Source organism: Dactylosporangium sp. NPDC005572 (assembly GCF_040605515.1).
Taxonomy (GTDB): Bacteria; Actinomycetota; Actinomycetes; order Mycobacteriales; family Micromonosporaceae; genus Dactylosporangium.
Window position 1 is genome coordinate 1 of record NZ_JBEXCY010000170.1, and the last position, 24,891, is coordinate 24,891.

The 24,891-nt window shown below is 73.4% G+C and carries 23 protein-coding genes and 2 pseudogenes; 13 read left to right on the plus strand and 12 right to left on the minus strand.

Translation table 11 applies throughout. The annotated features are described in order from the left end of the window. From ABZS66_RS46265 to ABZS66_RS46280, 4 genes are all read right to left on the minus strand, one after another. A partial coding sequence (locus ABZS66_RS46265; RefSeq protein ID WP_354769415.1) for an MFS transporter occupies positions 1 to 572 on the minus strand: 572 nt, incomplete at its 3' end. 114 nt (positions 573 to 686) lie between these two features. Continuing rightward, positions 687 to 2,174, minus strand: coding sequence for an adenosylhomocysteinase (gene ahcY, locus ABZS66_RS46270; protein ID WP_354769416.1), 1,488 nt, complete (start codon positions 2,172 to 2,174; stop codon positions 687 to 689). Between the two features lie 159 nt (positions 2,175 to 2,333). Next, positions 2,334 to 3,017 carry an SWIM zinc finger family protein gene (locus tag ABZS66_RS46275; RefSeq protein WP_354769417.1) on the minus strand — a complete coding sequence of 228 codons (684 nt, stop codon included), beginning with the start codon at positions 3,015 to 3,017 and terminating at the stop codon, positions 2,334 to 2,336. 46 nt (positions 3,018 to 3,063) lie between these two features. Further along, positions 3,064 to 6,114 (minus strand): SNF2-related protein, encoded by a 3,051-nt coding sequence (locus ABZS66_RS46280; protein WP_354769434.1) that lies wholly within the window; start codon positions 6,112 to 6,114, stop codon positions 3,064 to 3,066. Between ABZS66_RS46280 and ABZS66_RS46285 the strand changes: the two genes are divergently transcribed. Next, a complete protein-coding gene (locus tag ABZS66_RS46285; protein WP_354769435.1) occupies positions 6,019 to 6,984 on the plus strand; it encodes a hypothetical protein in 966 nt (321 codons plus the stop codon). The two genes, ABZS66_RS46280 and ABZS66_RS46285, sit on opposite strands and share 96 nt — an antisense overlap. A 176-nt stretch (positions 6,985 to 7,160) precedes the next feature. On the opposite strand, the gene ABZS66_RS46290 is transcribed toward ABZS66_RS46285, so the two are convergent. Together ABZS66_RS46290 and ABZS66_RS46295 are read right to left on the minus strand one after the other, a co-directional pair. Continuing rightward, entirely contained in the window at positions 7,161 to 8,000 is an 840-nt protein-coding gene (locus ABZS66_RS46290; protein WP_354769418.1) for an alpha/beta hydrolase, read from the minus strand. 23 nt (positions 8,001 to 8,023) lie between these two features. Then, positions 8,024 to 9,784, minus strand: a complete 1,761-nt coding sequence (locus ABZS66_RS46295) for a substrate-binding and VWA domain-containing protein (protein WP_354769419.1) — start codon at positions 9,782 to 9,784, stop codon at positions 8,024 to 8,026. Between the two features lie 112 nt (positions 9,785 to 9,896). Here ABZS66_RS46295 and def point away from each other — a divergent pair, with 112 nt between their 5' ends. Then, a complete protein-coding gene (def, locus tag ABZS66_RS46300; RefSeq protein ID WP_354769420.1) occupies positions 9,897 to 10,409 on the plus strand; it encodes a peptide deformylase in 513 nt (170 codons plus the stop codon). Here the strand turns inward: def and ABZS66_RS46305 are convergent. Next, positions 10,390 to 11,532 carry an alanine racemase gene (locus ABZS66_RS46305; protein WP_354769421.1) on the minus strand — a complete coding sequence of 381 codons (1,143 nt, stop codon included), beginning with the start codon at positions 11,530 to 11,532 and terminating at the stop codon, positions 10,390 to 10,392. The two genes, def and ABZS66_RS46305, sit on opposite strands and share 20 nt — an antisense overlap. Before the next feature lie 57 nt (positions 11,533 to 11,589). On the opposite strand from ABZS66_RS46305, the gene ABZS66_RS46310 reads away from it, so the two are divergent. Beyond that, a complete protein-coding gene (locus ABZS66_RS46310) occupies positions 11,590 to 12,801 on the plus strand; it encodes a hypothetical protein (RefSeq protein WP_354769422.1) in 1,212 nt (403 codons plus the stop codon). A gap of 6 nt (positions 12,802 to 12,807) precedes the next feature. Here ABZS66_RS46310 and ABZS66_RS46315 read toward each other — a convergent pair whose 3' ends face one another. Further along, positions 12,808 to 14,262 carry an IucA/IucC family protein gene (locus ABZS66_RS46315; RefSeq protein WP_354769423.1) on the minus strand — a complete coding sequence of 485 codons (1,455 nt, stop codon included), beginning with the start codon at positions 14,260 to 14,262 and terminating at the stop codon, positions 12,808 to 12,810. Between the two features lie 164 nt (positions 14,263 to 14,426). On the opposite strand from ABZS66_RS46315, the gene ABZS66_RS46320 reads away from it, so the two are divergent. Together ABZS66_RS46320 and ABZS66_RS46325 are read left to right on the plus strand one after the other, a co-directional pair. Then, entirely contained in the window at positions 14,427 to 14,585 is a 159-nt protein-coding gene (locus ABZS66_RS46320) for a hypothetical protein (protein WP_354769424.1), read from the plus strand. Positions 14,586 to 14,988: 403 nt separating this feature from the next. Further along, on the plus strand, positions 14,989 to 15,378 hold the full coding sequence (locus tag ABZS66_RS46325; protein WP_354769425.1) for a nuclear transport factor 2 family protein: 390 nt from the start codon (positions 14,989 to 14,991) through the stop codon (positions 15,376 to 15,378). Here the strand turns inward: ABZS66_RS46325 and ABZS66_RS46330 are convergent. Next, entirely contained in the window at positions 15,360 to 15,884 is a 525-nt protein-coding gene (locus ABZS66_RS46330; protein WP_354769426.1) for a MarR family transcriptional regulator, read from the minus strand. The two genes, ABZS66_RS46325 and ABZS66_RS46330, sit on opposite strands and share 19 nt — an antisense overlap. Before the next feature lie 61 nt (positions 15,885 to 15,945). Between ABZS66_RS46330 and ABZS66_RS46335 the strand changes: the two genes are divergently transcribed. Next, positions 15,946 to 16,848, plus strand: coding sequence for an ABC transporter ATP-binding protein (locus ABZS66_RS46335; RefSeq protein ID WP_354769427.1), 903 nt, complete (start codon positions 15,946 to 15,948; stop codon positions 16,846 to 16,848). Continuing rightward, positions 16,845 to 18,410: an ABC transporter permease gene (locus tag ABZS66_RS46340; RefSeq protein ID WP_354769428.1), complete on the plus strand. Its 1,566-nt coding sequence runs from the start codon at positions 16,845 to 16,847 to the stop codon at positions 18,408 to 18,410. Before ABZS66_RS46335 ends, ABZS66_RS46340 begins: the two co-directional genes overlap by 4 nt. Here the strand turns inward: ABZS66_RS46340 and ABZS66_RS46345 are convergent. Further along, a pseudogene (locus tag ABZS66_RS46345) lies at positions 18,407 to 18,577 on the minus strand (ADP-ribosylglycohydrolase family protein); the annotation flags it as partial. The gene ABZS66_RS46340 and the pseudogene ABZS66_RS46345 sit on opposite strands and share 4 nt — an antisense overlap. Positions 18,578 to 18,772: 195 nt before the next feature. On the opposite strand from ABZS66_RS46345, the gene ABZS66_RS46350 reads away from it, so the two are divergent. From ABZS66_RS46350 to ABZS66_RS46375, 6 genes are all read left to right on the plus strand, one after another. Next, positions 18,773 to 19,243 (plus strand): SRPBCC family protein, encoded by a 471-nt coding sequence (locus ABZS66_RS46350; protein WP_354769429.1) that lies wholly within the window; start codon positions 18,773 to 18,775, stop codon positions 19,241 to 19,243. Then, positions 19,240 to 19,602: a winged helix-turn-helix domain-containing protein gene (locus ABZS66_RS46355; RefSeq protein ID WP_354769430.1), complete on the plus strand. Its 363-nt coding sequence runs from the start codon at positions 19,240 to 19,242 to the stop codon at positions 19,600 to 19,602. The genes ABZS66_RS46350 and ABZS66_RS46355 overlap by 4 nt, the downstream gene beginning before the upstream one ends. 128 nt (positions 19,603 to 19,730) lie before the next feature. Further along, positions 19,731 to 20,006: a ribbon-helix-helix domain-containing protein gene (locus ABZS66_RS46360; RefSeq protein ID WP_238010945.1), complete on the plus strand. Its 276-nt coding sequence runs from the start codon at positions 19,731 to 19,733 to the stop codon at positions 20,004 to 20,006. Next, positions 20,003 to 20,404 carry a hypothetical protein gene (locus tag ABZS66_RS46365; RefSeq protein WP_238010946.1) on the plus strand — a complete coding sequence of 134 codons (402 nt, stop codon included), beginning with the start codon at positions 20,003 to 20,005 and terminating at the stop codon, positions 20,402 to 20,404. The genes ABZS66_RS46360 and ABZS66_RS46365 overlap by 4 nt, the downstream gene beginning before the upstream one ends. Positions 20,405 to 20,547: 143 nt before the next feature. Beyond that, the gene (locus ABZS66_RS46370) at positions 20,548 to 21,321 is read left to right on the plus strand and encodes a DUF6319 family protein (protein WP_354769431.1); all 774 of its coding nucleotides are present in this window, start codon (positions 20,548 to 20,550) and stop codon (positions 21,319 to 21,321) included. Positions 21,322 to 22,362: 1,041 nt separating this feature from the next. Then, positions 22,363 to 23,100, plus strand: a complete 738-nt coding sequence (locus ABZS66_RS46375) for a lysophospholipid acyltransferase family protein (protein WP_354769432.1) — start codon at positions 22,363 to 22,365, stop codon at positions 23,098 to 23,100. Positions 23,101 to 23,320: 220 nt separating this feature from the next. Here ABZS66_RS46375 and ABZS66_RS46380 read toward each other — a convergent pair whose 3' ends face one another. After that, positions 23,321 to 24,511 (minus strand): erythromycin esterase family protein, encoded by a 1,191-nt coding sequence (locus ABZS66_RS46380; protein ID WP_354769433.1) that lies wholly within the window; start codon positions 24,509 to 24,511, stop codon positions 23,321 to 23,323. An 86-nt stretch (positions 24,512 to 24,597) separates the two neighbouring features. Beyond that, a pseudogene (locus tag ABZS66_RS46385) lies at positions 24,598 to 24,891 on the minus strand (LuxR family transcriptional regulator); the annotation flags it as partial.

The following is a 24,891-nucleotide window of genomic DNA, read 5'->3' on the forward strand; positions in this document are numbered from 1 at the left end:
CCCGCGCGGGCGGGCGGCAGCAGCGCGAACACCACCGTCGCCGCCGCGGCGAGCACGGCGGTCTGGGCCAGCCCGAGCGCGGGCCGCCCGGCCGCCACGACCAGCCCGGCGACGGCCGGGCCGGCGATGAACCCGACCTCCAGCAGCGCGCTCTCGAACCGGTACGCGGCGCGCAGTTGCCGCTCGTCACCGGCCAGCATCCGCACCCACACCCCGCGCATGACGGCCGCCACGGGAGGCCGCGCCGCCCCGCCGACCCCCGCCAGGACCAGCACCATGCCCAGCGGCGCTCCCGGGACCGCGACGAGGGTGAGCAGCGCCGCCGCGTGCAGCCCGGCGGTGCCGAGCAGCACCGTGAACGGCCCGATCCGGTCGGCGACCCGCCCGGTGAGCGGCCCGCCGACGGCCGTGCCGACCGCGAACGCCCCGGCGGCGAGTCCCGCGGCCCCGAACGACCCGCGCGCGTCGGTCACGAACAGCACGAGCGCGAGCGCGACGGCCCCACCGGCGAGCCGGCTGAGGAGGTTGGCACCGGCGAGCCCGGCCGCATAGGGCCGTCGGATGAAGATCACCCAGGAGTTGTACTGCGGGCATCGCGCGGGGTCGACCGCATTACACCGTCACCGGTGTCCTGCGTCACCGCCGGTCCGGGCGGGAGGGCTGTCCTCCCGCCCGGACCGTGCGGGTCAGTAGCGGTAGTGCTCGGGCTTGTACGGGCCGGCGACGTCCACGCCGATGTACTCGGCCTGCTCCTTCGTCAGCTCGGTGAGGTTGACGCCGAGCGCGTCGAGGTGCAGCGCGGCGACCTTCTCGTCGAGGTGCTTCGGGAGGCGGTAGACCTGCCGCTCGTACGCGTCGGGCTTCGTGAACAGCTCGATCTGGGCGATCGTCTGGTTCGTGAACGAGTTCGACATGACGAAGCTCGGGTGGCCCGTGGCGTTGCCGAGGTTGAGCAGCCGGCCCTCGGACAGCACGATGATCGAGTGGCCGTCGGGGAACGTCCACTCGTGGACCTGCGGCTTGATCTCGGACTTCACCACGCCGGGCAGCTTCGCCAGGCCGGCCATGTCGATCTCGTTGTCGAAGTGGCCGACGTTGCCGACGATCGCCTGGTGCTTGAGCCGGGCCAGCTGGGCGGCGCTGATGATGCCCATGTTGCCGGTGGCGGTGATGACCAGGTCGGCCTGCTCGACGACGTCGTCGAGGCGCACGACCGGCAGGCCGTGCATGGCCGCCTGCAGCGCGCAGATCGGGTCGATCTCGGTGACCACGACCCGGGCGCCCTGGCCGCGCAGCGCCTCGGCGGCGCCCTTGCCGACGTCGCCGTAGCCGCAGACGACGGCGAGCTTCCCGGCGAGCATCACGTCGGTGGCCCGGTTGATGCCGTCGAGCAGCGAGTGGCGGATGCCGTAGGTGTTGTCGAACTTCGACTTCGTCACCGAGTCGTTGACGTTGATCGCCGGGAACAGCAGCTCGCCGGTCTCGGCCAGCTTGTACAGCCGCTTGACGCCGTTCGTGGTCTCCTCGGTGACGCCGCGGATGCCGGCGGCGATGCGGGTGAACCGCTGCGGGTCGCGGGCGAGGCTCGCGCGCAGCGTGTCGAGGATGATCGCGTACTCCTCGGGGTCGCCGTCCTGGGCGGCCGGGACCTGCCCGGCGGCCTCGAACTCGACACCCTTGTGGACCAGCAGGGTCGCGTCGCCGCCGTCGTCGACGATCATGTTCGGGCCGAGCCCGCCGGCGAACTGGAACAGCTGGTCGGTGGCCCACCAGTACTCGTGCAGGGTCTCGCCCTTCCAGGCGAACACCGGCGTGCCGGTCGGCGCCTCGACGGTGCCGTCCCGGCCGACGACGACCGCGGCGGCCGCCTCGTCCTGGGTGGAGAAGATGTTGCAGGACACCCACCGCACCTCGGCGCCGAGCGCGACGAGGGTCTCGATGAGCACCGCGGTCTGCACCGTCATGTGCAGCGAGCCGGCGATGCGCGCGCCGCGCAGCGGCTGGGCCGCCGCGAACTCGCGGCGGGTCGCCATGAGGCCGGGCATCTCGTGCTCGGCGAGGCGGATCTGGGTGCGGCCGGCGGCCGCGAGCGACAGCTCGGCAACGGCGAACTCGACGCCGTCGCGGGTCTGCAGGGCGGTCTTGTCCCTGGTGTCGTCGCTGGTTTCGGACATGCCTGAGGTCACCTCCCGGTGACAGGAGGCGCCCTTGACATCAAGGTGTAGGTCATCCGGCCGAGCGTGGCGGCCCCACCCGGGGGTGGGCCGTCGCAGCGCCTCTCGACCGCGACCGCGGCACTGGTTCGGTGCCGCGTTGTGGACGGTACCCTCCGCTCAGCGCTCGGGCAAGCCGTCCGTGAGTGTCCGGTATGCGGCGCGTAGCACATCGGTGACGTCGAATCGGCCGACCGTGAGCGGCAGCGGGTCGAGCCGGTCGAGCAGGGCGTCGGGCCGCTGGACGGTGCCGGGGACGGGCGGATCGGGTGCCGTGAGCCGCGGACCCGCGGTCCAGAAGCCCGCGGTCGCCGGCACCTCGGCGGTGGCCCGCTGCGGCGGCGGTGCCGTGCGGTGCTCCCGGAGGCGGTCGAGCAGCTCCTCGCGGCCGCGGCCGCGCCAGGCGAGCAGCCCGAACGGGTCGGCGTCGAAGGACTCGGCGAGGACGTAGCAGGCGGCGGCGAGGTGCCGGCACGGCTTCTGCCAGCCGGGGCAGGAGCAGTCCAGGACGATGTCGGCGAGGGTCTGCGGAAACAGCGACAGGCCGAACCCGGCGAGGAGCTCGTCGAGGTCGTCCGGCAGCTGCCCGGCGAGGAGCTTCGCGACGTGGAACGCCTCGCGGGCCAGGGCCCGTTCGACGCGCGCCCAGTCGGCCTCGGAGAAGGCGCGGACGCCGACGCGGGCGCGGTACGTCTCGCCGTCCTCGTCGACGACCAGGGCCGTCACGATGCTCGTGGAGATGGTGACGGAGCGTACGTGACCCGCCCGGGCGTACCGGCGGCCCTGCTGAAATGTCGTACCCATCCGCAAGGATTCGAGCATGGTCAGGAACTGGTGGGACCAGGCGCTGCTACGCATCGGTCGCCTCCGGGGACAGGGCGACCAGGTCGCGCAGGTCGTCGGTGGACAGGCCGGTGAGCCAGCCCTCGCCGGCACCGACGGCGACCCCGGCGAGGGTGCGCTTGCGGGCCATGATGTGCTCGACGCGCTCCTCGACGGTGCCGATGCAGACGAAGGTGTGCACCTGCACGTCGCGGCGCTGGCCGATGCGGAAGGCCCGGTCGGTGGCCTGCTGCTCGGCGGCCGGGTTCCACCAGCGGTCGACGTGCACGACGTGGTTGGCGGCGGTCAGGTTGAGGCCGGTGCCGCCCGCCTTGAGCGACAGCAGCAGCACGCCGGGGCCGTCGCCGTGCTGGAAGCGTTCGACCATCGCGTCGCGGGCGCCCTTCGGGGTCCCCCCGTGCAGGAACGCGGCGTCGGTGCCGAGCCGCTCGGTGAGGTAGGGCGTGAGCAGGTGGCCGAACCGGGCGAACTGCGTGAAGACCAGCGCGCGGTCGCCGGCGTCGCGGGCCGCGGTGAGGATCTCCTCCAGCCGGGCCAGCTTCCCCGACCGCCCGGCCAGGGCCGTGCCGTCGCCCATGAGGTGCGCGGGGTGGTTGCACACCTGCTTGAGCTTGGTCATCGCGGCCAGCACCAGGCCCTTGCGGCGGGGCCCGGCGCGGCCCTCCCGCAGCCGCGTGAAGAGCTCGTCGACGACGGCGCGGTAGAGGCTGGCCTGCTCCGGGGTGAGGGTGCACCACTGCTTGCGGTCGAAGCGCTCCGGCAGGTCGGCGATGACGGCCCGGTCGGTCTTGACCCGCCGCAGCAGGAACGGGCGGGTGGCGCGGCGCAGCCGGGCGGCGGCGCCGGCGTCGCTCCACCGTTCGACGGGCACCGAGTAGCGGGCCCGGAACGTGCCGGCCGGGCCGAGGATGCCCGGGTTGAGGAAGTCGGCGATCGACCACAGCTCGGTGAGCCGGTTCTCGACGGGGGTGCCGGTGAGGGCGACCCGGTGCCGGGCCGGGATCCGGCGCACGGCGCGGGCGGTGACGCCGGTGGCGTTCTTGACGTGCTGGGCCTCGTCGAGCACGACCCGGTCCCAGGCGGTCGCGGCGAGCAGGTCGGCGTCGCGGGTCGCCACCTGGTAGGTGGTGAGGACCAGGTCGGCGCCGGTGTCCTCGGCCCGGCCGAGGGCCCGTTCGCTGCCGTGGTGGACCGCGACCTTCAGGCCGGGGGTGAAGCGTTCGATCTCGCGGCGCCAGTTGCCGAGCACCGACAGCGGGCAGACGACGAGCGTCGGCGGGCGGGCGCCCTGCGCGCGGGTGTGCGCCTCGAGGGCGAGCACCTGCACGGTCTTGCCGAGGCCCATGTCGTCGGCGAGGAGCGCGCCGACGCCGACCCGGTCGAGGAAGGCGAGCCAGGAGAAGCCGCGCCGCTGGTAGTGGCGCAGGGTGCCCGCGAAGCCGGCCGGCGGGTCGAGCAGCTCGAGGCGGTCGGGGACGCGGCCGGTGAGCAGGTCGGCGAGCCAGCCGGTGCCGTCGACGCCGGTGACCGGCAGCGGCAGGTCGCCGTCGGGGACGAGCCGGGTGAGCCGCATGGCCTCGCCGGCGCTCATCTCGCCCTCGCCGCCGCGCTCCAGGAACGCCAGCCCGGCCCGCAGCCGGTCAGGGTCGAGGTGGACCCAGCGGCCGCGCAGCCGCACCAGCGGCACCTTGGCGGTCGCGAGGGCCTTGAGGTCGGCCTCGCTGAGGAACCGGTCGCCGAGCGCGAGCCCCCACCGGAACCGCACGACGGCGGCCCGGTCGGTGGTGACGTCCTTGAGCACCGGAGCGGCCGGCTGCCGGGTGTGCACGGTGAGGGTGAGGCCGAGGTCCTGGCGGCGCTGCCACCGGGCGGGCAGCAGCACCCCGAAGCCGGCCTCCTCCAGCAGCGTCGCATGCGTGAGGAACCGGTAGGCGCCGGCGGTGTCGAGCTCGACCCCGGCCGGCCGCCTGGCCCGCAACGCGTCGTCGAGCTCGGGCCACAGCCGGCTGGCCCGCCCGAGCCCGGCGAGCAGCACGTCCTGCGGGTAGTCGACCCACTTGAACAACGGCGACGCCTTGTCCGTCCACACCCGCTCGGCGGGCACGACGAGGCTCGGCTCCTCGGCCGGCTGCAGGAGAAACTCGACGTACCACGGCGCCACCCCACCGTCGCCCCCGCCGCCCTGCTCGTCGCCTGCGTCCTCTGCGTCGTCGGTGTCGGTGTCGGGCAGCTCCAGCTCCTCACCGAGGCGCGACAGCCGGAAGCAGACCCGCACGGCCGCGGGCCGCCCACTGTCCACCCAGGCACCGACCAGTTCCCGCACCCGCGCGACGTCCGCGGTCTCCGCCAGCACCCGCCCACCACCGTGTCCGTGTAGTACGGGGGCGTCGTTGCCGGAGGGCGTCGTGGCCGTGCCAGGCGTGGGCGTGGCCAGGGTGGCCGGCGCGACCACGGCACCGCCTTCTTGCTCGGCGTCGGCCTGCTGCGCTGTGCCGGCTTCTGCTGTGCCGGCTTCTTGTGGGCCTGCTTGTGGGCGGTGTTCTTCCGGGGCGGCGCGGCCGTCGGGCACGGTGCTGCGCGCAGGCGTGGTGCCGGCTCCGAGGGGGCGGATGGAGGCGCCTTCGGTGAGGCTGGGGCGGAGCGGGATCGCGCCGGTGATCGGGACGTTGTCCGTCGCGGCTGGGTGGAGCACGGTGTCGTCGGCGCTGACGTCGGTGGGTTGCGTCGTGGGGCGGCGCAAGTCTTCGGCAGCGCGGACGTCGGCGGTGCGGACGTCGGTGGGTTGTGCGGCGCGGAGCCGGGCATCGGTGGTGGTGAGTGCGGTGAGCCAGGAGCGGACGGCGCTGTCGGTGCGGACCGCTCCGGGGGCGAGCAGCGGCCGGCCGGCGAGCCGGCGCCGGACCCGGGCGTCGACCTCCGCCTCGACCGTCGCGCGCGTCGCGGCCACGGCCCGCTCACCGCCGTGCCCGGCCACCGCGCTGTTGCGCTCGGCGGACGCGCCGTCGTAGCCGGCCACCGCGCCGTCGCGGTTGGCGGGTGTGCGGTCGCGGCTGGTCACCGTGCTCTCGTCGTCGGTGGGCGGGCCGTCGTGCCCGGCCGCCGGGCCGTCGCGGTCGGTGGGCGTGGCGGCGGCGATGGCCGGTGTGCCGGCCTTCGGTGGGGCTGCCGGGGCCGGGGCGGCTGCGGTGTGTGCGGGGTCGGTGGCGCAGGCGATGCCGGGCATGGCGCGCCAGAGGGACTCGAAGCGGGCTGCGTCGGCGTCCCACAGGACGGGGTGCCAGGCGGCGGTCGGGCCGGGGAGGAGGACGGGGACCACGCGGCCGCGGCGGACGAGGTCGGCGGCGTACCGGACGACGTCGGCCAGCCATCCCACCGACGAGCCGCGGTGCGGGGCGGTGGCCGGGTCGCGCTCGGCGAGGGTGTCGAGCAGCGCCTCCAGGTCGGTGCCGGGGGCGAGGGTGACGGTGGGGACGGTCCAGGGCAGGAGGCGTACCGGGGCGGTGGTGGCCGTCCGACCGCGCGGCGGGTGGGCGCCGGCGAGCTCGGGGGAGGGGAGGGGCCGGGAGGCGGCCGACGGCAGGTACAGGTCGGCGGTGCCGAGGTCGCCGGGCACGGGCGGCACGACCGCGTACGGGTGCGGCGTCGCCCGTCGGCCCCGCCGTGCCGCAGCATCGGCCGGCGGTGTGGTCTCGGCCCAGCAGGCGAGTCTTCCGTCGCGGCCGACCAGCCCGTGGACGACGATCACCGGACCGACCCTACCCGCATCGTCACCCCGGCCAGTGTGACCAGGTCGTCCCGCTGCCGGTCCGTGTTGCCGTTCCTGACAACCGCACGCCGGTCGGCAGCCCCGAGGTCGCTCCCCGGGCGCCGGACGTCCGGCGGCACCGGCCCGCGATTGCAGCCCCTGCATGATCACGGACGTTTGTAGTCGCGGACGAACCAGGAACGTCCGTGATCATGCAGGGGCTGCCCGCGGTGGAGCGGATCGGGAGCGGCGCCGTCGGGCGTCCTACGGCAGGAACCTAGCTTCCTAGGATGCCTTACGGGACGTGGCTGACGCCACGCCTGAAAAAGCCCTGTCTGCGACAGGGCAGGGCGGTTCGGTCAGGACGAGATGCTCAGGAGTTCCTCGATGACCTGTGTCCAGAGCGGGCGGGGTGGGAACTGGTGGCCCATGCCCTCCAGGGGGACCAGGCGGGCGCCGGGGATGGCGGCGGCCAGGGCCTCGCCGTGCGGGTACGGGAACAGCGGGTCCGCGGTGCCGTGCAGGACCAGAGCCGGCGCCTTGATCTGGGTCAGGTCGCCGGTGAACGGGGTGTCGTCGCCGAGCAGCCAGTGGTTGGTGTGGCTGGCGGCCAGGTCGCGTGAGCGGTCGACGACGCGGGTCGCCACCGTGCGGATGGCCGGGGTGTCCTGGGGGATGTCGCCGCCGAACAGGGCCTCGTCGGCGACCAGGCGGGCGATGGCCTCGGCGCGGTTCGTCCAGTCGGGTGGCGGCTGGGGGTCGGCGAACGTCGCGGCGATCCTCGGGGCCGGGGGCGGGAGGTCGCCGGCGGGCACGATCGGGCTGGTGGCGATCAGTGTCACGGAGGCGACCTGTGCGGGGTGTTCGGCGGCGATGCGCTGGGCGATGCCGCCGCCCATCGAGACGCCCACCAGGTGTACCGGGGAAGGGGAGCAGGCGGCGGCGACGGCCAGGGCGTCGGTGCACAGGTCCAGGCTCTGGTAGCCGGGGGCTCCCGCGGGATATGTGGTGGACTCGCCGGTGTCGCGGTGGTCGTAGCGGATGACGAGGCGGCCGCCGGCGGCGAGGCGGTCGCAGAACTCGGGTTCCCACCAGTCCATGGACGCGGTCGCGCCGCTGATGAGCAGGATCGGGGGTGCGGTGAGCGGGCCGTGGGTGGCGACGCTGAGGGACACGCCGGTGGTGGGCGAGACATGCATGCCCACCACCGTACGGGTGGGGGTCAGACCTTGCCGAAGATGGCGGTCAGGAGGACCTCGTTGATGTCGAACGCGGTCTTGGAGGTGTAGAGGGTGCCGCCGCTGGCGCGGGAGATCTCCTGGAGGGCGGAGAAGTCGGCGTCGTTGCCGTAGCCGACGGTGACGACGGGGACCTTCTTGTCGCTGCCGGCGTTGGCCTGGAGCTTGGTGCGCAGGGCGTCGAGGGTGAGGCCGCCGGTGCTGTCGTCGTTCTTGCCGTCGGTCATGAGCACGACGAGGTTGGTGGCGCCGGGCTTGTAGGCCTCGACGACGGCCTGCTGGGCGGCGGCGGCGGTGTCGTAGAGGCCGGTGTCGCCGATCGGGGTGAGCTTGTCGATGGCGGCGACCATCTGGTCGCGGCGGGGTTTGCCGGCGACCTGGTCGGCGATGCGGCCGATGGGGATGAGTTGCTTGTAGTCCTGGACGCCGTTCTGTTTGGTGGAGAAGACCCACAGGCCGGCGTCGACCTCGCCGTCGAAGAGCTGGACGGCGCCGCGGGCGGCTTCCTTGGCCAGTTGCATGCGGGTCTTACCGGTGCCGGGGACCTGTTCGGCCATGGAGCCGGAGACGTCGAGGACGAGCAGGACGTTGGTGGGGCGGGTGAGGGCGGTCCAGGAGTCCATGGACTGCTTGACGGACTCGGGGAGCAGCACAGCCCGGGGGACCGTCTTGATTTTGGCGCTGAAGGCGGCGTTGCCGGTGAGGGCGGCGCCGGGGGCGCGGTTGGGGTCGCGGAAGCCGGCGTCGAGGAAGACCTTGCGGCCGTCGGGGCCGCGCAGGTAGGCGAGGAAGGCTTTAGCGGCGTCCTGTTTGTCCTTCTGGGCCCAGGGGGCTTCGAGGACGAGGTAGGGGTTGTCGGCGTCGGCGCTGCCGTTGGAGGGGTAGACGGCGACGAGCGGGACCTTGGGGTTGGCCTTGTTGTAGGTCAGGACGTCCTGTTCGAGGGCGGGGAACGCGGAGACGTACTGCAGGGCGGTGCCCTGCTTGTCGGCCTGGCTGAGGCCGTCGAGCAGCTGGGCGGTGGTGTTGGTGTAGACGGCGCGTTCCTGCTTGAGCTTGGCGAGGGTGGCCTGTTCCTCGGGGGTGACTTCGCCGTCGTCGTTGCCGTCGAGGATGGCCATGAGGGCGAGGAGTCCGCTGGTGGACTGCAGCGGGTCGGTCATGCCGAACTTGAAGGCGCCCCAGTCGGGTTTCTGGAACTTCGACCAGCCGGCGGGGTCGGCGGCGATGGTGTTGATGAGCTCCTGCCAGGACAGTTCGCCGTCGGGCCAGCCGAGGGCCTCGGCCATGGGTTTGGGCATGGCGAGGACGGAGGGGGTGCGGGCGAGGCTGGGCTGCAGGTCGGGCATCATGCGTTCGGCGATGGCGGCGGTGGAGGCGCGCCGGACCCAGGCGGTGGAGTCGGGGACCCAGACGTCGGGTGGGGTTCCGGTCTTGTTGTCCCATTCGGTGCCGAGGGCCTGGGCCATGACGGCGGTTTCGCGGCCGGTGACGGCGACGTGGGCGCATTGGCCGGCGACGGCGGGGTCGGTGGCTTCCCATTTGGCGGCGAGGTCCTCGAGGAGCGTGGCGGTGCTCGGGGACGCGACGATGGTGGCGGTGACGTTGCCGGAGCAGGCGTTGGCGACGAGCTTGTTCCAGGCGATGAAGCCGCCGGCGCCGGCCAGCACGACGACGAGTCCGCCGATGATCCACGGCGTGAGCCGGAACCGGCGCTGAGCTGGGCTGCGGCGGTGTGACCGCACATCTGCCCGTTCGGCCGTGTAGGCCATGGGTGTGCCTCCGGGGGTGGGAAGTCGGCCCAGTGTAGGCCCTCGTCAAGCCGGGAACATTTCGGCCCGAAGTACCCTGTGACGTGTGACGATCCGTTCGATCCGGCGGCTGGGCGACCCGGTGTTGCGCACGCCGTCTGAGACTGTGACCTCGTTCGATGCCGAGCTGCGCGATCTGGTGCAGGATCTGTTGGACACGTTGACCGGTGAGGCGGGCCGGGCGGGGGTGGCGGCGCCGCAGATCGGTGTGAGCGCGCGGGTGTTCGCGTATGGGGCGAACAAGGTGGTCGGGTATGTGGTGAACCCGCGGATCGTGCACCTGGCCGGGGAGCAGGACGGTGAGGAGGGCTGCCTGTCGATTCCGGGGCTGGCGTTCCCGACGCCGCGGGCGGCGGAGGCGACGGTGGAGGGTGTGAACGAGCGTGGTGAGCCGATCCGGGTGACGGGGACGGGGTTGCTGGCGCGGGCGTTCCAGCATGAGGTCGACCATTTGGACGGCCGGCTCTACATCGACACGCTGCGGGGCGATGCCCGCCGCCAGGCGTTGCGGGCGGTGCGGGCGGCGTTCCCGCCGAGGTTCAGCAGTCCAGCACGGTGAACGCGGGGTGGGTGAGGCGCAGGAAGTCGTGGTGGGCGACCTCCCAGCCGTAGGCGCCGGTGTTGGGGAAGACCAGGATGTCACCGGCCCGTACCGTCTCGACGGGGGTGTCGCGGGCGAGGACGTCGCGGGGGTTGCATTGTTCGCCGGCGACGTCGATGCGGGCGCCGGTCACGGTGGGTCGTTCGAACGGGTACGGCCAGTTGTCGACTGGTAGGACGGTGAACGGGTGGCTGTAGTCCCAGGAGGCGGGGAGCCGGAAGTGGTGGGTGCCGCCGCGGATGACGGCGAACCAGCGGCCGTGGCTGTGTTTGACGTCGGTGACGTCGGCGGCGTACCAGCCGGCGGTGGCGGCGGCGTAGCGTCCGGGTTCGACGACGAGCTGTGACCCGGCGGGCAGCCGCAGGCCGGTCAGCGCGGTGGCGAGCGTGTCGAGGTCGAAGGTGGCGGCGCCGGTGACGTCGACGCCGAACCCTCCACCGACGTTGATGATGTTCAGTGGTACCCGGTGGGTGTCGGCGGCCCGCGCGGCCCATGCGACGGCGTCGGTGATGAACGCGGCGTGCGCGGCGGCGTCGAGGTTGTTCGACACGGCGTGCAGGTGGAACCCGACGACGTCGACGCTGTCGCACTGTGCGACGGCGGCGGCGAGCTGGGGTTCTTCGATGCCGAACTGGGTGGGTGCGCCGCTCATCCGGTGGGTGCCGGGCAGTGCGGGGTGGGTGCGGTTGACGCGGAGGCAGACCTTCGCGCCGGGTGCGACGTGGGCGATGCGGCGCAGTTCGTGGAGGCTTTCGGCGTTGACGACGGCGCCGGCCGCGGCGGCGGCCCGCAGGTCGTCGTCGGTCTTCGCGGGGCCGCTGAGCAGGGTGAACGGTGACCCGGCGGTGACGGCGGCGGTGAGTTCGGCGCCGGAGGCGGCCTCGAGGCCGTCGGCCCAGCGCAGCACGCCGCGCAGGAGGGTGTCGTTGCCGTTGGCTTTCATCGCGTAGGCGATGCGGGTCCGGGCGGGCAGGGCGGCGCGCAGCGCGGCCAGGTTGTCGCGGACGGCGGCGAGGTCGTAGAGGTAGGCGGGGCGTGGGCCGGTGCGGATGGCGTGGGCCACACGTGGGGGAAGTCGCACCACGTCGGTGTGGGACTCCGTTCTGTTTGCCGGGTTTCGGGCAGTAGGCTTCGCGCGATGCGCCTCCAGGATGACGCCCGCGATCCGGTCTCGTTGTGGCAGTACGCGGAACGGTATCTCGGAGTCGGCACCCGCACGTACAGCCCTTACGCGGCCGACCTCGACATCGCCGACGACTTCCATCCGCAGCGCGGACCGGGGTCGTTCCGGCTGCCCACGTTCCGGGTGCCCGCGCCGCTGGGCGGGTATCTGCGGTCGGGGGTGTCGTCGGCGCTGCACGGGCTGTATGCCTCGGGCGACGGCGTGCTGCTGCCGGTACACCCGAACGCTCTTGATCATCCTGACCTGTTCGGTCGTGAGGAGCTGCTGCGTTGTCCGGCGGGGCCGGAGCTGACGGTGGTGCCGTCGGCGAACGCCCGGACGGTGTTCGTGACCGAGCGGGACGGGGTGGCGGTGCCGCCGCATTTCGTGAAGCTGCACTATCCGCGGCGCCTGTCGCGGTTCACGCGCCGGTTGCGGCGGCCGGTGATCGAGCTGCAGTTGTGGGTGTCGGACGAGCTGGTGCGGGTCGGTGTGCCGGTGCTGCCGGAGGTGGGTGGCGGCTGGTTCGGGCCGGTCGAGTCGCCGGACGCGTGGGGGTTCCTGGTGCGCTCGGCGCGGCCGCTGGACGCGGCGCCGCGGTTCACGGTGCCGCTGTTCGCGCTGTACGGCGGGGATCTGCGCGCGCCGGGCGATCCGACGCTGCTGGAGCAGTTGGTGGCGGCGTGGCCGGACGACCCGGCGGTGTTCGTGGCGGAGCGGATCGTGGTGCCGATGGTGCGGCTGTGGGTGAAGGTGGCCCGGGAGACCGGGTGCCCGCTGGAGACGCACGGGCAGAACACGCTGTTCGCGTTCGACCCGGCGACGTTGGAGACGCGGGTGTTGTACCGCGACTGTGCGATCTACGTCGACAGCGGTCTGCGGGAGCGGGCGGGTCTGGCGGGGCCGTTGCCGCCGGCGAACGTGATTCCCCGGGATGTGCCGCTGGCCTCGGACGAGGTGTTCAGCCTGACGTACGACAGTTTCATGGGGCATCACGCCCTGTCGTACGTGGCGGCGGTGGCCCGCGACCGGCTGGGTGTGGACGTGGGCGCGTTGCGCGCGGCGGCGCGGGCGGCGTTTACGGCCGCCGATCTGCTGCCGTCGACGGTGTTCTATTACGACAACACGCTGTACGAGAACGGCGACTGGAAGCTCGTCGACACCGGCCGCGCCCCCGTCTGGCGGTAGGGCCTCCTACGCCAGGGGGTTGGGGATGGTGCACCAGCGGTCCTCGAGCGGGTCGTCGGCGAGCCGCATCGCGGTGGTGGCTTTCAGCGGCCAGTCGCGGCGGAGGATGACGTGGGCGTCGTGGCGGTTCGCGGCGGCGCGGACGGTGGCCGCGACGTGGTCCCAGAGCCGCTGGTCGCCGCCGAGGGCGGCGACGAGGTGGGCCAGGACGGTGCTGAACGCGGCGGCGAGGAGTTTGGTGCGCAGGGCGTCCTCGTCGCCGGTCGGCAGGGCCCCGATGAGCGGCGGCATCTGCAGGCCGGCGGCGGCGAGCCGGCCGGCGTGGACGTGCAGGCCGCCGAGGTCGCGGTAGTGGATCCGGACCGGCCGGCCGTTGTCGACCTGGACGAGGGTGTTCTGGCCGTGGGCCTCGAGGGCGACACCGGCGTCGAGGAGGGTCAGCAGCGGCGGCAGGAGCAGGTCGACGAGGCGGGTGAAGAAGTCCGGGGTGAGCAGGTCGGGCCGGCCGGGCAGCGCCGCGAGCGGCAGCACGGTGGCGTGCGGTGGTGGGGCCTCGCGCCAGACGGCGCCGAGGGTGCGTTGGGGGTCGCCGTGGTCGTCGACGACGGTGGCGGCGGTCGTCTCGCGGAGCAGGTTGAGCCCGTCGGTGCGTTGCGCGAGGCGGGCGACGAGCGCGGACGCGAGGGGCCCGTTGTGGACGGCGGCCGGTGAGAGGGTCCGGACGGCGCTGGTCATCTGCACCTCGACCGCGGTTTTCAGGTGTACTGCCGGATCGTCGGCGAACGCGAGCGTCCGCAGCGACATGAGGGGGTGTGCGGGCACGCGCCGGCCGGTGTCGGTGACGAGGCCGGTGGCGACGGCGCGGGGCAGCTGCCAGGGGTGGACGGGCAGGCGTGGGGGGCGGGGGGTGCCGCCGGTGCGCCAGCGGGCGGGGTCGACGTCGACGACGGCGAGCTGGACGACGGGCCGGTGCTCGGGGGCGTAGCGCAGCACGTCGAGGGTGTCCATGCCGATGCGGGTGCGGCAGCAGGGGTGCAGCGGGTGTCCGTCGGCGATGGCCTGTTCGGCGTCGACGAGGGTGGCGGGGTGCCGGTCGGGGTGCGGGTCGGCGAGGGCGAGGGCGAGGTTGGCGACGCTGTTGTCGAGCTCCCGGACGAGTCGTGCGGTGTTCGGGCTGTTCAGGGCGGCTGCAGCGAGCCGGGCCGGGTGGTGGTGCGGGACCCCGTCGAGGACGGCGGTGCCGTGGTGCTGGAACAGGGCGGGTTCGGGGCCGCCGAGCCGGCGCCGGTCGACGAGGTTCTCGCGCCACAGGGCGCCGTGGAGCCGGTCCAGGATCGCGGCGCGGGCGGCCGGGAGCGCGGCGGTGTAGGCGTCGGTGAGGTCGGGCCGGTGCACGCGCAGGGCCCGCAGCGTGGCGGCCTCGTCGGGTGCTGCCGTTGCGTGGTCGTCGCCGGTGCTCACCGGCCCAACAATAGCTTCCTAGGATGCCTTAGGCGACGTGGCTGACGCCACGCCTGAATTTCCCCTGTCTACGACAGGGGAGTGCGGGGTGTTCCGTTCGTAACAGCTGTGAACGGTGGGGCGTCGGCTCCCGTGTCATCGGCCGTCGAGGTGCCGATGTTGCGGTGGAGGATGAGATGCCCGGTGTTCGTGGAGATGGTGCGCGCCGTCTGAGGGCGCGGTTGGCCCTGCGGGTGGCCGGCGACGATGCCGGTCGTGAGCGGATCGTGTTGCGCTGGGCGCCGGCCGAGTTGGGTCATGCGCGGGTGCTGCGCGGCGGCTGAGTGTTTGTGTGGTCGTGCGCCGTCGACTGTGCCCAGGTCGGCGGCGCTTTCGCCAGGTCCGGGTGCCGGCCGGTTACCGCCTGGGTTCGGGGTGGGTGCGCCGGCACGCCGACCACCAGCGCACCCACGTGTTCCAGTCTGCCCCGGCCGGGCCGGTTTCGGTGAGCGCCGTGTGTTGCTGAGCCGGTCCACCGATCGGTGGAGTGGTGGTTTCCACCGGGGTGCCGGGAGTTCGGGTGATCCGTGGGGGCGACGCTGGCTGCCGTCGGTACGGGGGTTGAGGGGTATCAGCGGGGTTGCTGGGGCGGGCGTGAGTGGCGTGTTCGGTTACGGTCCGGTTTCCGGCTGTAAGAAGCGTGTTGGGGGCGTTGACCGGGGGTGGCGGGCGGATTTCGATGGATGTATGGGTGAGGACGCGCTGGTGGTGTCGCCCGCGGTGCACGGGGGCGAGGAGCGGCTGATGGTGGAGCTGCTGGCGGTCGTGGACGCGCGGGAGTGGGCGCGGCTGGCGGCGTTGGTGGCGCCGGACGTGGTGTATCACCGGCCGGGGTTGGCGCCGATCGAGGGTGTCGATGCGTTTGTCGGGTTCTACCGGCGGCAGTGCATCGTGTCGGCGGGGCGGCATCAGGTGGACCGGTGTGTGTCGGTGGGTGGGCAGGGGTTCTGCTGGGGGCGGTTCGGTGGGGTGTCGCATGCGGGGGTGCCGTTGAACGAGATTTTCGCGGACTGGTTCGAGTTCCGCGGCGGTCTGGTCGCGCGGCGGCGGACGTTCTTCTACCGGCCGGCGATCTGACTCTCCTGAGCTTCTCGGGCTTCTCGGGCTTCCTGCTGCTGTTTGGCGGTGCGGTGGGCCTTCCAGCGGTCGAGCATGGCGGGCATCTCACCGAGGAGGAACTCGAAGAACTCGGCGGTGGTGTCAGCGCGTCGGCCGGCGGGGGTGGTCGGGTCGAACGCGTTGGCGGCTTCGCGGAAGGTGGCGGCCCAGCGGTCCAGGAGTGGTTCGCGGTGGAAGATGGCCTCGTACCAGACGTCGTTGTGGACGTGGAAGACGTCGCGGCGGGTGCCGGGTTCGCGTTCGCGGGCGACCATGTGGACCTGGATGAGGTAGCGGACGGCGCCGGAGATGGCGGCGGGGCTGGCCTTGAGGGTGGTGGCGAGTTCGGCGGCGGTCTGGCGGCCGCTGTCGGTGGCGAGGAGCGCGGCGAGGACGCGGGAGGGCATGCGGGGCATGCCGGCGTCGGTGAACGCCACTGCGAAGCGTTCGACGTGTCGGCTGGTGTCGGCCGGGTCGCGTTCCATACGAGAACTTTACCAGCTTCTGAACTTTCACAAATTTGTGAAACGAGCGTATGTTGGGGGTATGACTTCCGCTATTGAGGTGTCCGGCCTGATCAAACGGTTCGGCCGGACGACCGCCCTCGACGGGCTCGACCTCAACGTCGCCGAGGGAGAGGTCCACGGCTTCCTCGGCCCCAACGGGGCCGGCAAGTCGACCACGATCCGGGTGCTGCTCGGCCTGCTGCGCCCCAACGGGGGAACGGCGCGGCTGCTCGGCGGCGACCCCTGGCGCGACGTGGCCACCCTGCACCGCCGCCTGGCGTACGTGCCGGGCGATGTCACCCTCTGGCCGTCGCTGAGCGGGGGAGAGGTGATCGACCTCCTCGCGCGGCTGCGTGGCGGGGTCGACCCGAAGCGCCGCGCCGCCCTCCTGGAGCGCTTCGACCTGGACCCGCGCAAGAAGGCCCGCACCTACTCGAAGGGCAACCGGCAGAAGGTCGCGCTCGTCGCGGCGCTCGCCTCCGACGTGGAGCTGCTCATCCTGGACGAGCCGACGTCGGGCCTGGACCCGCTGATGGAGGAGGTGTTCCGGGACTGCGTCGCGGAGGAGCGCCGCAACGGGCGCACCGTGCTGCTGTCCAGTCACATCCTGTCGGAGGTCGAGGCGCTGTGTGACCGGGTGTCGATCATCCGTAACGGCCGGACGGTGGAGACGGGCACCCTCGACTCGCTGCGGCACCTGACCCGCACCGCGATCGTCGCCGTCGTCGCGTCCCCGCCCGTGCTCGACGGGCTCGACGGCCTGCACGACCTGGTCGTGGACGGTGACCGGGTGGCGGCGCAGGTCGACACGGCCGCGCTCGGCCCGGTCATGCAGGCGCTCTCCGCCGCCGGGATCCGGTCGCTGACGTCGCAGCCGCCGACCCTGGAGGAGCTGTTCCTGCGCCACTACGCCACAGCGCCGGTCTCGGAGCCGGCGGCATGACCGGGGTGTGGCCGCTGCTGCGGCTGTCGGCGCGCCTGGACCGGGTGCGGCTGTCGATCTGGATCGTGGTGCTCGTCGCGTCGGTCGCGGGTTCCGCCGCCTCGTTCGCCGGGGTGTACCCCGAGCAGGCCGACCGCGACGCGCTGCTCGCCGCCGCGAACGGCAACCCGACGTTCGCGGCGATCTACGGCGACGCGTTCGGCAGCTCCGTCGGTGCGCTCACGTCGTGGCGGCTCATGACGTTCTACGGGGTCCTCGCGGGGCTCATGACGATCTTCCTGGTGATCCGGCACACCCGCGCCGACGAGGAGACGGGCCGGCTCGAGCTGCTGCGGGCGACCGTCGCCGGCCGGGCGGCCCGGCTGGGGTCGGCGCTGCTGCTCGCGGTACTGGCGAATCTTGTTCTGGCTGTTCTTGTGGCGGTGTCGATGCCGGACCCCGGGCCGTCGTCGGTCGCGTTGGGGCTGGCGTTCGCCGGGGCCGGGTTGACGTTCGGGGCGGTCGCGGCGGTCGCGGCGCAGCTGACCGAGTCGTCGCGGGCCGCGACCGGTATCGCCACCGCCGTGCTCGGCGCGGCGTTCCTCGTCCGGGCGATCGCGGACTCCGCGGACGTCGGCTGGCTGCGGTGGCTGTCACCGGTCGCGTGGGGGCAGCTGGTGCGGCCGTATGCGGGGGACCGGTGGGCGGTCCTGGCCGTGCCGCTGGCTGTGACGGTGTTGCTGGTCGTGGTCGCGTTGCGGCTCAACGCCCGCCGCGACGTCGGCGCCGGCCTCGTCGCGGCGCGGCTCGGGCCGGCCGAGGCGGCGCCGGGACTGCGCGGGCCGGTCGCGCTCGCGTGGCGGCTGCAGCGGGGCACGTTCCTCGCCTGGGCCGCCGGGTTCCTCGTCGGTGGGCTCGCGGTCGGGTCGGCGGCGTCCGGGGTCGGTGACTTCGTCGAGGGTGGCGCCGCGGACCTGCTGCGCCGCTTCGGCGGGGAGAAAGGCATCGTCGATGCGTACCTGGCGACCAGCCTCGGCCTCGTCGCGATGCTCGCCGGGCTCTACACGGTCTCCGCCGTGCTGCGGCTGCGCACCGAGGAGACCGACTTGCGCGCCGAACCGGTCCTGGCGACCCCGGTGCGGCGGCTGCCGTGGATGGGCTCGCATCTGTTGTTCGCGTTCGCCGGGACGGCCGCGCTGCTGCTGGTCCTCGGCGCCGCCGCCGGCGTCGTCCACGGCCTCGCCACCCACGACCTGGCCGGGCAGTTCCCGCGGGTGCTCGGGGCGGCGGTCGTGATGATCCCGGCGGCGTGGGTCGTCGGCGGGGTCGCGGTGTCGCTGTTCGGGCTGCTGCCGCGGGCGGCGGCGGTCGCGTGGGCGGGTGTCGGCGGGTTCCTGCTCGTCACGTTCCTCGGGCCGGTCCTGCGCGCCCCGGCCTGGGCTCTGGACGTGTCGCCGTACTCGCACGTGCCGCGGCTGCCCGGGGCGGCGATGACGTGGACACCGGTGTGGTGGCTCCTCGCGGTCTCCGCCGTGCTGACGGTGGCGGGGGCGGCCGGGTTCCGGCGCCGCGACGTCGGCTAGCTGTGGGGGAGGGGCTCGCGGTTGGTGATCCACTCGGTGGGTACGCCGTGGGTCCCCTGCCGGTCGCCGGCACCGGTGTGGGCGGCGACGATCCCACCGGTGATCGCGGTGGTGTCGACGTCGAAGCACACTTGCAGCGCGGCCGGGTAGTCGGTGAGGTGCCGTGCGTCGGTGACGCTGCTGCCGTTGTCGAGGATCCGCGCCGCGCCGGGCCGTGTCACCGGGGACGGTCGGTCATCTGCGGGGCGCCGGGCGCGCTGTGGACGAGGTCGAGCCGGGCTTCTAGTTGACATAATGTTCATTATCGACCATCCAGCGGGTGGTGGCTTGCAACGGTTGGTTGCGTGTCGGAGAGTGTGGGTATGGAGTTCGGGACGGTCGAGCGGCGTATCCACATCGACGCGGCGCCGGAGGTGGTGTTCGACGTCGTGTCGAGCCCGGAGCACCTGCGGGAATGGTGGCCCGACGAAGCCGAGTATCCGGTCGTTGCGGGCGGCGCCGGCCGGATCCGGTTCGGTGCGTCGTGGGTGCAGTTCACGGTCGTCGACGCGGTGCCGCCGCGGCGGTTCGCGTTCCGCTGGACCCACCCGGAGGGTGTGGTCGCCGCGGCCGGCAACTCGTACCTGGTGGTGTTCGACCTCGAGCCCGCCGGGTCGCCGGTCGGGTCGGCGACGCTGCTGCGGATGACGGAGTCCGGGTTCCGGGAGCGCGGCTGGGACGAGGCGAAGGTCGCCGCCGAGCATGCGGAGCACGTGACCGGCTGGGACCTGTTCCTGGGCCGCCTGCCCGCCTACGCGGTCTCGGTCGCGTCCGTCGCCGGGGGTGCGTCGTGACGGTCGTGGTGGACGACGAGCTGTGGTCGGCGGTCGGTGACCCGACCCGGCGGCGGATGCTGGACCTGCTGCTCGCCGACGGTAGCGGTACGGCCACCAGCCTGTCCGAACGGTTGCCGGTGACCCGGCAGGCGGTCGCGAAACACCTCGCGGTGCTGGACCGGGTGGGGCTGGTGCATGCGACGGCCGCGGGTCGGGAGAAGCAGTTCCGGGTCGACCAGGTCCGGCTGGCGCGGGCGGTGGCGCAGCTGGCGGAGGTGGGTGCGGCGTGGGACGCGCGGTTGCAGCGGATCAGACGGATCGCCGAGACCATTGCCCGCTCCTCTTCGCCGTCGTCTTCGCCTTCACTGGAGCGGTGAGCCGAGGGTCACCGTGTGTCAGGATCTTCTTCCCAGGCGGGTCGTGTCGGCGCAGGTGGGCAGGAATCTTGGCGGTCCGGGTGACGCGACGCTAGGTGAGCGGCGTATGCAGCCGGTACCCTGTGCGTATGCGTGAAGTGCGCAACGATGTGCGCAAGGAGCGGGTCACCGTGACCATGCCGGCCGATGAGGCGGCGGCGGTGCGGCGGCTCGTGGACGCGGGCGGCGCGGAGTCGGTGTCGGCGTATGTGGCCGAGGCGGTGCGTGGGCGGCTGGCCCGGGACCGGGCGCTGCTGGCGTTGAACGAGCTGTATGCGCAGCGTGGTGTTCGGCTGGACCCGGAGCACCACGCGTGGGCGCGTGAGGTGCTGGGGGTGGCGCCGGCCGGCGGTCCGGTGTCGTGACCGCGGTCGGCGGGCGCATCCTGGACAGCTCGGCGATCCTCGGGTTCGTGGCGGGCAAGCCGTACTCGTCGGCGATCGTGTGGCACGCCGTGGACCAGGGCGTGGTGCTTGCGGTACCGGCGGCGGCCCTGGCGGAGGCGTGGGCGCAGACGTCGCCGAAGGACTATGCGGTACTGCGGGTGCTGCTGTCGCTGCCGGTCGTCGTGGTCGACGACCTGACGGCGGCGGACGCGGTCGACAGCGGCGCGCTGCTCGGCGGTGACGGCGGCCCGGCGCTGGTGGCGGCGGCGCACGTGGTGCGGCGGGCGCAGGCCCGGCCGGGCTGGGCGATCGTCACGGACCGGGCCGACACGCTGCGGTCCCTGGATCCGCAGGCCGAGATCGACGAGCTGCCCTGACTCCCCCAAGTTTTCTTTTCCGGTGATCAACCCTGGTCAACGTCGTGGTGTGGGCTGTCGTACGGTGTGTCGCGTTCAGAAAATGTCGGTGGTGGCTGGTATGAACGTTCCGACACATGTTCGAATCTGGGTTGGAGGGTGCGATGGTTGCCGCGCGGACCGCGGCCAAGGGGTTGTCGACGGTGGATCTGGAGCAGATCCGGGACACCCTCGCGGCCGGCCGGAAACCGAAAGTCGTCTTCACCGAGGCCGCCGGGCAGATCGCCGGGCAGCTGGGTCAGGTCGTGGCGTTGACCGACCCGGAGCTGTCCGACGAGTTCGTCGTCGTGCGGTTCGGCAAGGACGAGCTGCCCTTCTCCCCCGCCGATCTGGCGATCGCCCCGAAGGCGGCGCCGCAGCGGCGCGCCGCAGTTCCCGCACCTCGTGAGGAGAGCCCAGTGCCAGCCCTGACCACCGCCGACGCCACTGCCGCCACGACCACCGACGCGCCGGCCGCGGCGGACTCCCCCACCACCGCCGCCGGGAAGGGCACGGATGTGCCGCCGGGCGCGCCGTTGCTGCCGGAGCCGGCCGCCGACACCAAGCCCGCCGAGGCCAAGCCGGCGAAGGCGGCCCCGGCGAAGAAGGCCGCCCCGAAGGCGAAGGCCCCGGCCGGGCTGACCGTCACCCTGGCGTATGCCGACGGCGAGTGGACGGTCGCGGCCAGCCAGGGCACGAAGGCCCTCGCGAAGCCGTATGTCATCAAGCCGGGCGAGGCCCTGAAGATGGTCGGCATGCTCGACGTCCCCGGCGTCCACGAGGCCGTCGAGGAGATCGTCCAGGCCGCCCGCGCCGAGGCCGAAGCCGAAGCGGAGCGGCTCCGGGCCGAGCTCGCCGAGATCGAGGCCCGCCTGGCCGAGCTCCGCGACACCGAGTAGCTGGCCCCGGCTCGAGACCAGTTCCTGGTCGACCCGGTTTGGGTCGACCAGGTCCGGCTGGCGTGGGCGGTGGCGCAGCTGGCTCGGCTGGCTCGGGCCGGCCGGCCCGAGATCGGCGCTCTGACTTCGGCGCTCTGACTTCGGCGCTCTGACTAGGCCGGGCTGCTCGGCCCGGACTGCTCGGCCGTGGCTGCTCGGGCTGCCCGGCCCGGGTCTACTCGGCCTGGCCCTGGTCGACCCGCTCCCCCGGCTCGTGCCCGCGAGTCCGGAGCACCGGGCCGGAGCAGCGGGCCGGGCGGTGGGCCGGGCGGTGGGCTCGGCGAGCGTGGAGTGCAGGGTCGGGGCGACAGCGGGAAGCGTGGGCTGGGGCAGGTCGGGCACCCGGCGAGGCGTGGGCTGGGGGCGTCGAACTTGCGGCGGGTCTTGCGGCCAGGCGTGGATGGCCGGCACGGTTCAGGTGCGCATCGGCGTTGGGTGCGCGGCTGAAACGAGCGTCCCGTCGCGCGCCGTACTCCCGGGTCTTCGCGGCCCGCGTCGGGGACATGATTGCGGTCGGGCGGTCCGGCGTTACCGTTCCATGGTCGGCTCCACCCCGGGAGCCGGCGCGCAGAGCACAGGGCCGGCCACGCCGACGAACACGGCGGCGAGGCGCGGCCGGAACGGACCGATGTGACCGACGGCGACACGCCCGCCTTGACGACCGCCCAGCCGGTGGCGGACCCGCCGGCCGCCACCACGCCCACGGCCGGCGCCGGCACGGCCCTCGACACCGGGCCGGGTAGGGCTGTCGAGGCGGCCACCGGCGGCACAGCTGACGGCACAGCTGACGGCACAGCTGACGGCACAGCCGCTGACGACGCCGCCAGTGCCGCTGACGGCGCTGCCGATGGTGCGGTTGTGCCCGCCGATCCGTCGGACCGGCCCGCCTCGGCGGGTGGTGCCGCAGACCCGGGTGGTGCTAGCGGCGTGGGTGCCGCCTCGGGCATGGGCGGCGCTGCGGGCGTGGGTGGGGTTTGGCGGGCGCCGCGGACGTGGCGGGTCATGCTCATGCTGGCGCGGATCGTGGTCGGGGCGGTGGCGCGGCTGCGGGTCAGCGGTGAGGTGCCGGCCGGGGTGCGGGCCGGGGCGGTGATGTTCGCGGCCAACCACATCGGGCCGTTCGACCCGGTCGTCATCACCGCCGCGTGTGGGAAGGCGCGGCTGGCGCCGCGGCTCATGGCGACGGGCGGGCTGTTCCGGGCGCCGGTTGTCGGTGGGGTCATGCGGGCCGCCGGGCACATTCGGATCAACCGGCGGCAGGCCGACGTGGCCGCGGCCGTCGATGACGTTGCCGCGGCCCTTGCCATCGGGTCGCATGTGCTCGGGTACCCGGAGGGGCGGATCACGCTCGATCCCGGCATGTGGCCGGAGCGTGGCAAGACCGGCATGGCGCGGGTGGCGCTGCGGACCGGGGTGACGGTGGTGCCGGTCGCGCAGTGGGGTGCGCACGAGGTCGCGGCGTGGGGCGGGTTCGGCCCGACGTTGCGTACCGTGTGCCGGTCCCTGCTGCGCCGGCCCGTCGTGCGGGTCCACTTCGGTGCGCCGGTCGACCTGTCCGGGATCGACCCGGGCGCGCCGGGCGCCGCGCAGCAGGCCACCGACCGGATCATCGACGCGATCACCGCCGAGCTGCGGCCGCTGCGCGCGGCCGAACCGCGCCTGCCCCGCTACGTCGACCCGGTCCGGCCGTTGAGCACCCAGCGCCGCCACCGCCCACCGGCCGAACGGTCCCGCCCCTGACCACCCGCCGCACCCGTCGTCGCCTCACCGGCGCCGCAGGCAGGACCCCGCGCCGGCTGGCGCCGCCGGCTGGCGCGCAGCCCGCCCTCCCCGTCCCTGCGCACCATGATCGCGAAGGGTTCTCGTACCCGGGAGTGCCGGAACCCTTCGTGATCATGGGCGGCGCCGTGCACCGGGCTCAGCGGGCAGCGACCGCAGGTCAGTGCGAGGCGGGCGGAGGTCAGTGCGGGGCGGGGCAGTCCCTGACGAAGACGACGCCGTCCGTGTCGGTCAGGTGGGCCGGGTCGAGGCCCGAGTAGCCGAACCACTCCGACACCCGCGGCGCCGGCAGGCCGTCGGTGAACGTCGCCGCCAGCGCCCGGGGGTCGGTCAGGAAGCGGTCCTCGCCGGTCGCGTACAGGTGGCCTTCGAGGGTGTCCGGGGGTGGGGTGCCGACGCCCCGGTGGCGGATCGTGCCCAGGGCGGTGGCCAGGAACGCGTAGCCGGTGCCGAGGCGGGCGGCGGTCAGCGCGCCCGCGCTCCACCACTGCAGGGGCAGGTCGCCCATCCGCATGCTGCTGCGTTCGCGTTGCAGGTGGCTGTTGTGGGCGAACAGCAGCGTCGGGCCGCGTTCGGCGAGGGCCAGGACGTTGTCGGCCATCATCGTGTCGCGGACGCGGACCAGGTGGTTGAGGCGGGCCGGGGACGGGTCCGCCATCCAGTGGTGGTAGCGCAGCAGGCCCGTCGCGGTGCGGGCGTGCAGGCGGGCCCGGTCCCACGCGTCGCGGCCGGTGGCGGCGATCAGGTGGGGGGTTTCGGCGTCGACGAGGTTGGCGAGGTCGTCGGCGATGAGGCGCAGTTGCCGGGCTTCGGGGGTGCGGCCGATCGACGCGGCCGGGTCGAACATGGTGGCCGGGTTCGTCCAGCGGTCGTCGGGGCCGAGCAGCGAGGTGAGGGTTTCGGTGGTGCAGGGCAGCAGGTGCGGGTCGCAGTGGGCGGTGAGGTAGGCGTGGACGGTGGTGACGGCGGTGCGGGGGCTTTCCGGGCCGCTGATCTCCAGGGGGCCGTCGATGCCGGCGAACCGTACCCGGTCGGTGGTGGGGCGGGTCTCGTTGGTGTCGCGTAGCCACTGGACGAGGGCGCGGTTGGCGGTGGACGTGCCGAAGCCGTGGGAGAAGCCGCGGGTCATGGCGTCGTCGAGGGTGCCGGGGCCGCCGGTGACGTAGTCGTCGACGGCGAGGGCCAGCAGGCAGTCGCTCTCGATCGCGACGGTGCGGTAGCCGGCCTCGTCGATGAGGCGGTGGAACAGGTCGTTGCGGACCTCGAGCAGGATGTCCTCGCCGTGGGTGGGTTCGCCGAGGCCCAGGACCTGCGGGCGGGGTGTCGGCAGCAGTGACAGCACGGTGGTGGCGTCGACCGGGAGCAGTGTCATTCCTTTGACCGTACCGCTGAACCGACGGTTGAGGATTTTCCCGGATACGCGCAGCGTGGAGCGGAGGAAACTTCAAATGGGGGGGGTCAGTTGCCTTCGCGGCGCATCCGGAGGTACGCGAGGACCGCCTCGCGGGTCGTGCGCACGCCGAGGGCCTCGCGGGCCTCGGCGATGCGGCGGTTCGCGGTGCGCAGTGACAGGAACTCCGCGGCGGCGGCCGCCGCGATCGTCTCGCCGCCGGCGAGGCGCTCCAGCAGGGCGCGCTGCTCGGGGGCGAGTTGCAGGCCGCTGGAGGCCGGTTCGGGTTCGGTGCCGAGGTCGGCGTCGGGGTCGGTGGCGACCGGGCCGATGCGGCCCAGGTCGGCCAGCAGGGCGCGGCC

Bases quoted from the DNA above. Each gene is read 5' to 3' on its own strand.
- ABZS66_RS46380 (WP_354769433.1), bottom strand. From the start codon at position 24,511: ATGACACTGCTCCCGGTCGACGCCACCACCGTGCTGTCACTGCTGCCG.
- ABZS66_RS46325 (WP_354769425.1), top strand. From the start codon at position 14,989: ATGGGTGAGGACGCGCTGGTGGTGTCGCCCGCGGTGCACGGGGGCGAG.
- ABZS66_RS46340 (WP_354769428.1), top strand. From the start codon at position 16,845: ATGACCGGGGTGTGGCCGCTGCTGCGGCTGTCGGCGCGCCTGGACCGG.
- ahcY (WP_354769416.1), bottom strand. From the start codon at position 2,174: ATGTCCGAAACCAGCGACGACACCAGGGACAAGACCGCCCTGCAGACC.
- ABZS66_RS46290 (WP_354769418.1), bottom strand. From the start codon at position 8,000: ATGCATGTCTCGCCCACCACCGGCGTGTCCCTCAGCGTCGCCACCCAC.
- ABZS66_RS46275 (WP_354769417.1), bottom strand. From the start codon at position 3,017: ATGGGTACGACATTTCAGCAGGGCCGCCGGTACGCCCGGGCGGGTCAC.
- ABZS66_RS46370 (WP_354769431.1), top strand. From the start codon at position 20,548: ATGGTTGCCGCGCGGACCGCGGCCAAGGGGTTGTCGACGGTGGATCTG.
- ABZS66_RS46350 (WP_354769429.1), top strand. From the start codon at position 18,773: ATGGAGTTCGGGACGGTCGAGCGGCGTATCCACATCGACGCGGCGCCG.
- ABZS66_RS46360 (WP_238010945.1), top strand. From the start codon at position 19,731: ATGCGTGAAGTGCGCAACGATGTGCGCAAGGAGCGGGTCACCGTGACC.
- ABZS66_RS46330 (WP_354769426.1), bottom strand. From the start codon at position 15,884: ATGGAACGCGACCCGGCCGACACCAGCCGACACGTCGAACGCTTCGCA.
- ABZS66_RS46310 (WP_354769422.1), top strand. From the start codon at position 11,590: ATGCGCCTCCAGGATGACGCCCGCGATCCGGTCTCGTTGTGGCAGTAC.
- ABZS66_RS46375 (WP_354769432.1), top strand. From the start codon at position 22,363: ATGCTCATGCTGGCGCGGATCGTGGTCGGGGCGGTGGCGCGGCTGCGG.
- ABZS66_RS46335 (WP_354769427.1), top strand. From the start codon at position 15,946: ATGACTTCCGCTATTGAGGTGTCCGGCCTGATCAAACGGTTCGGCCGG.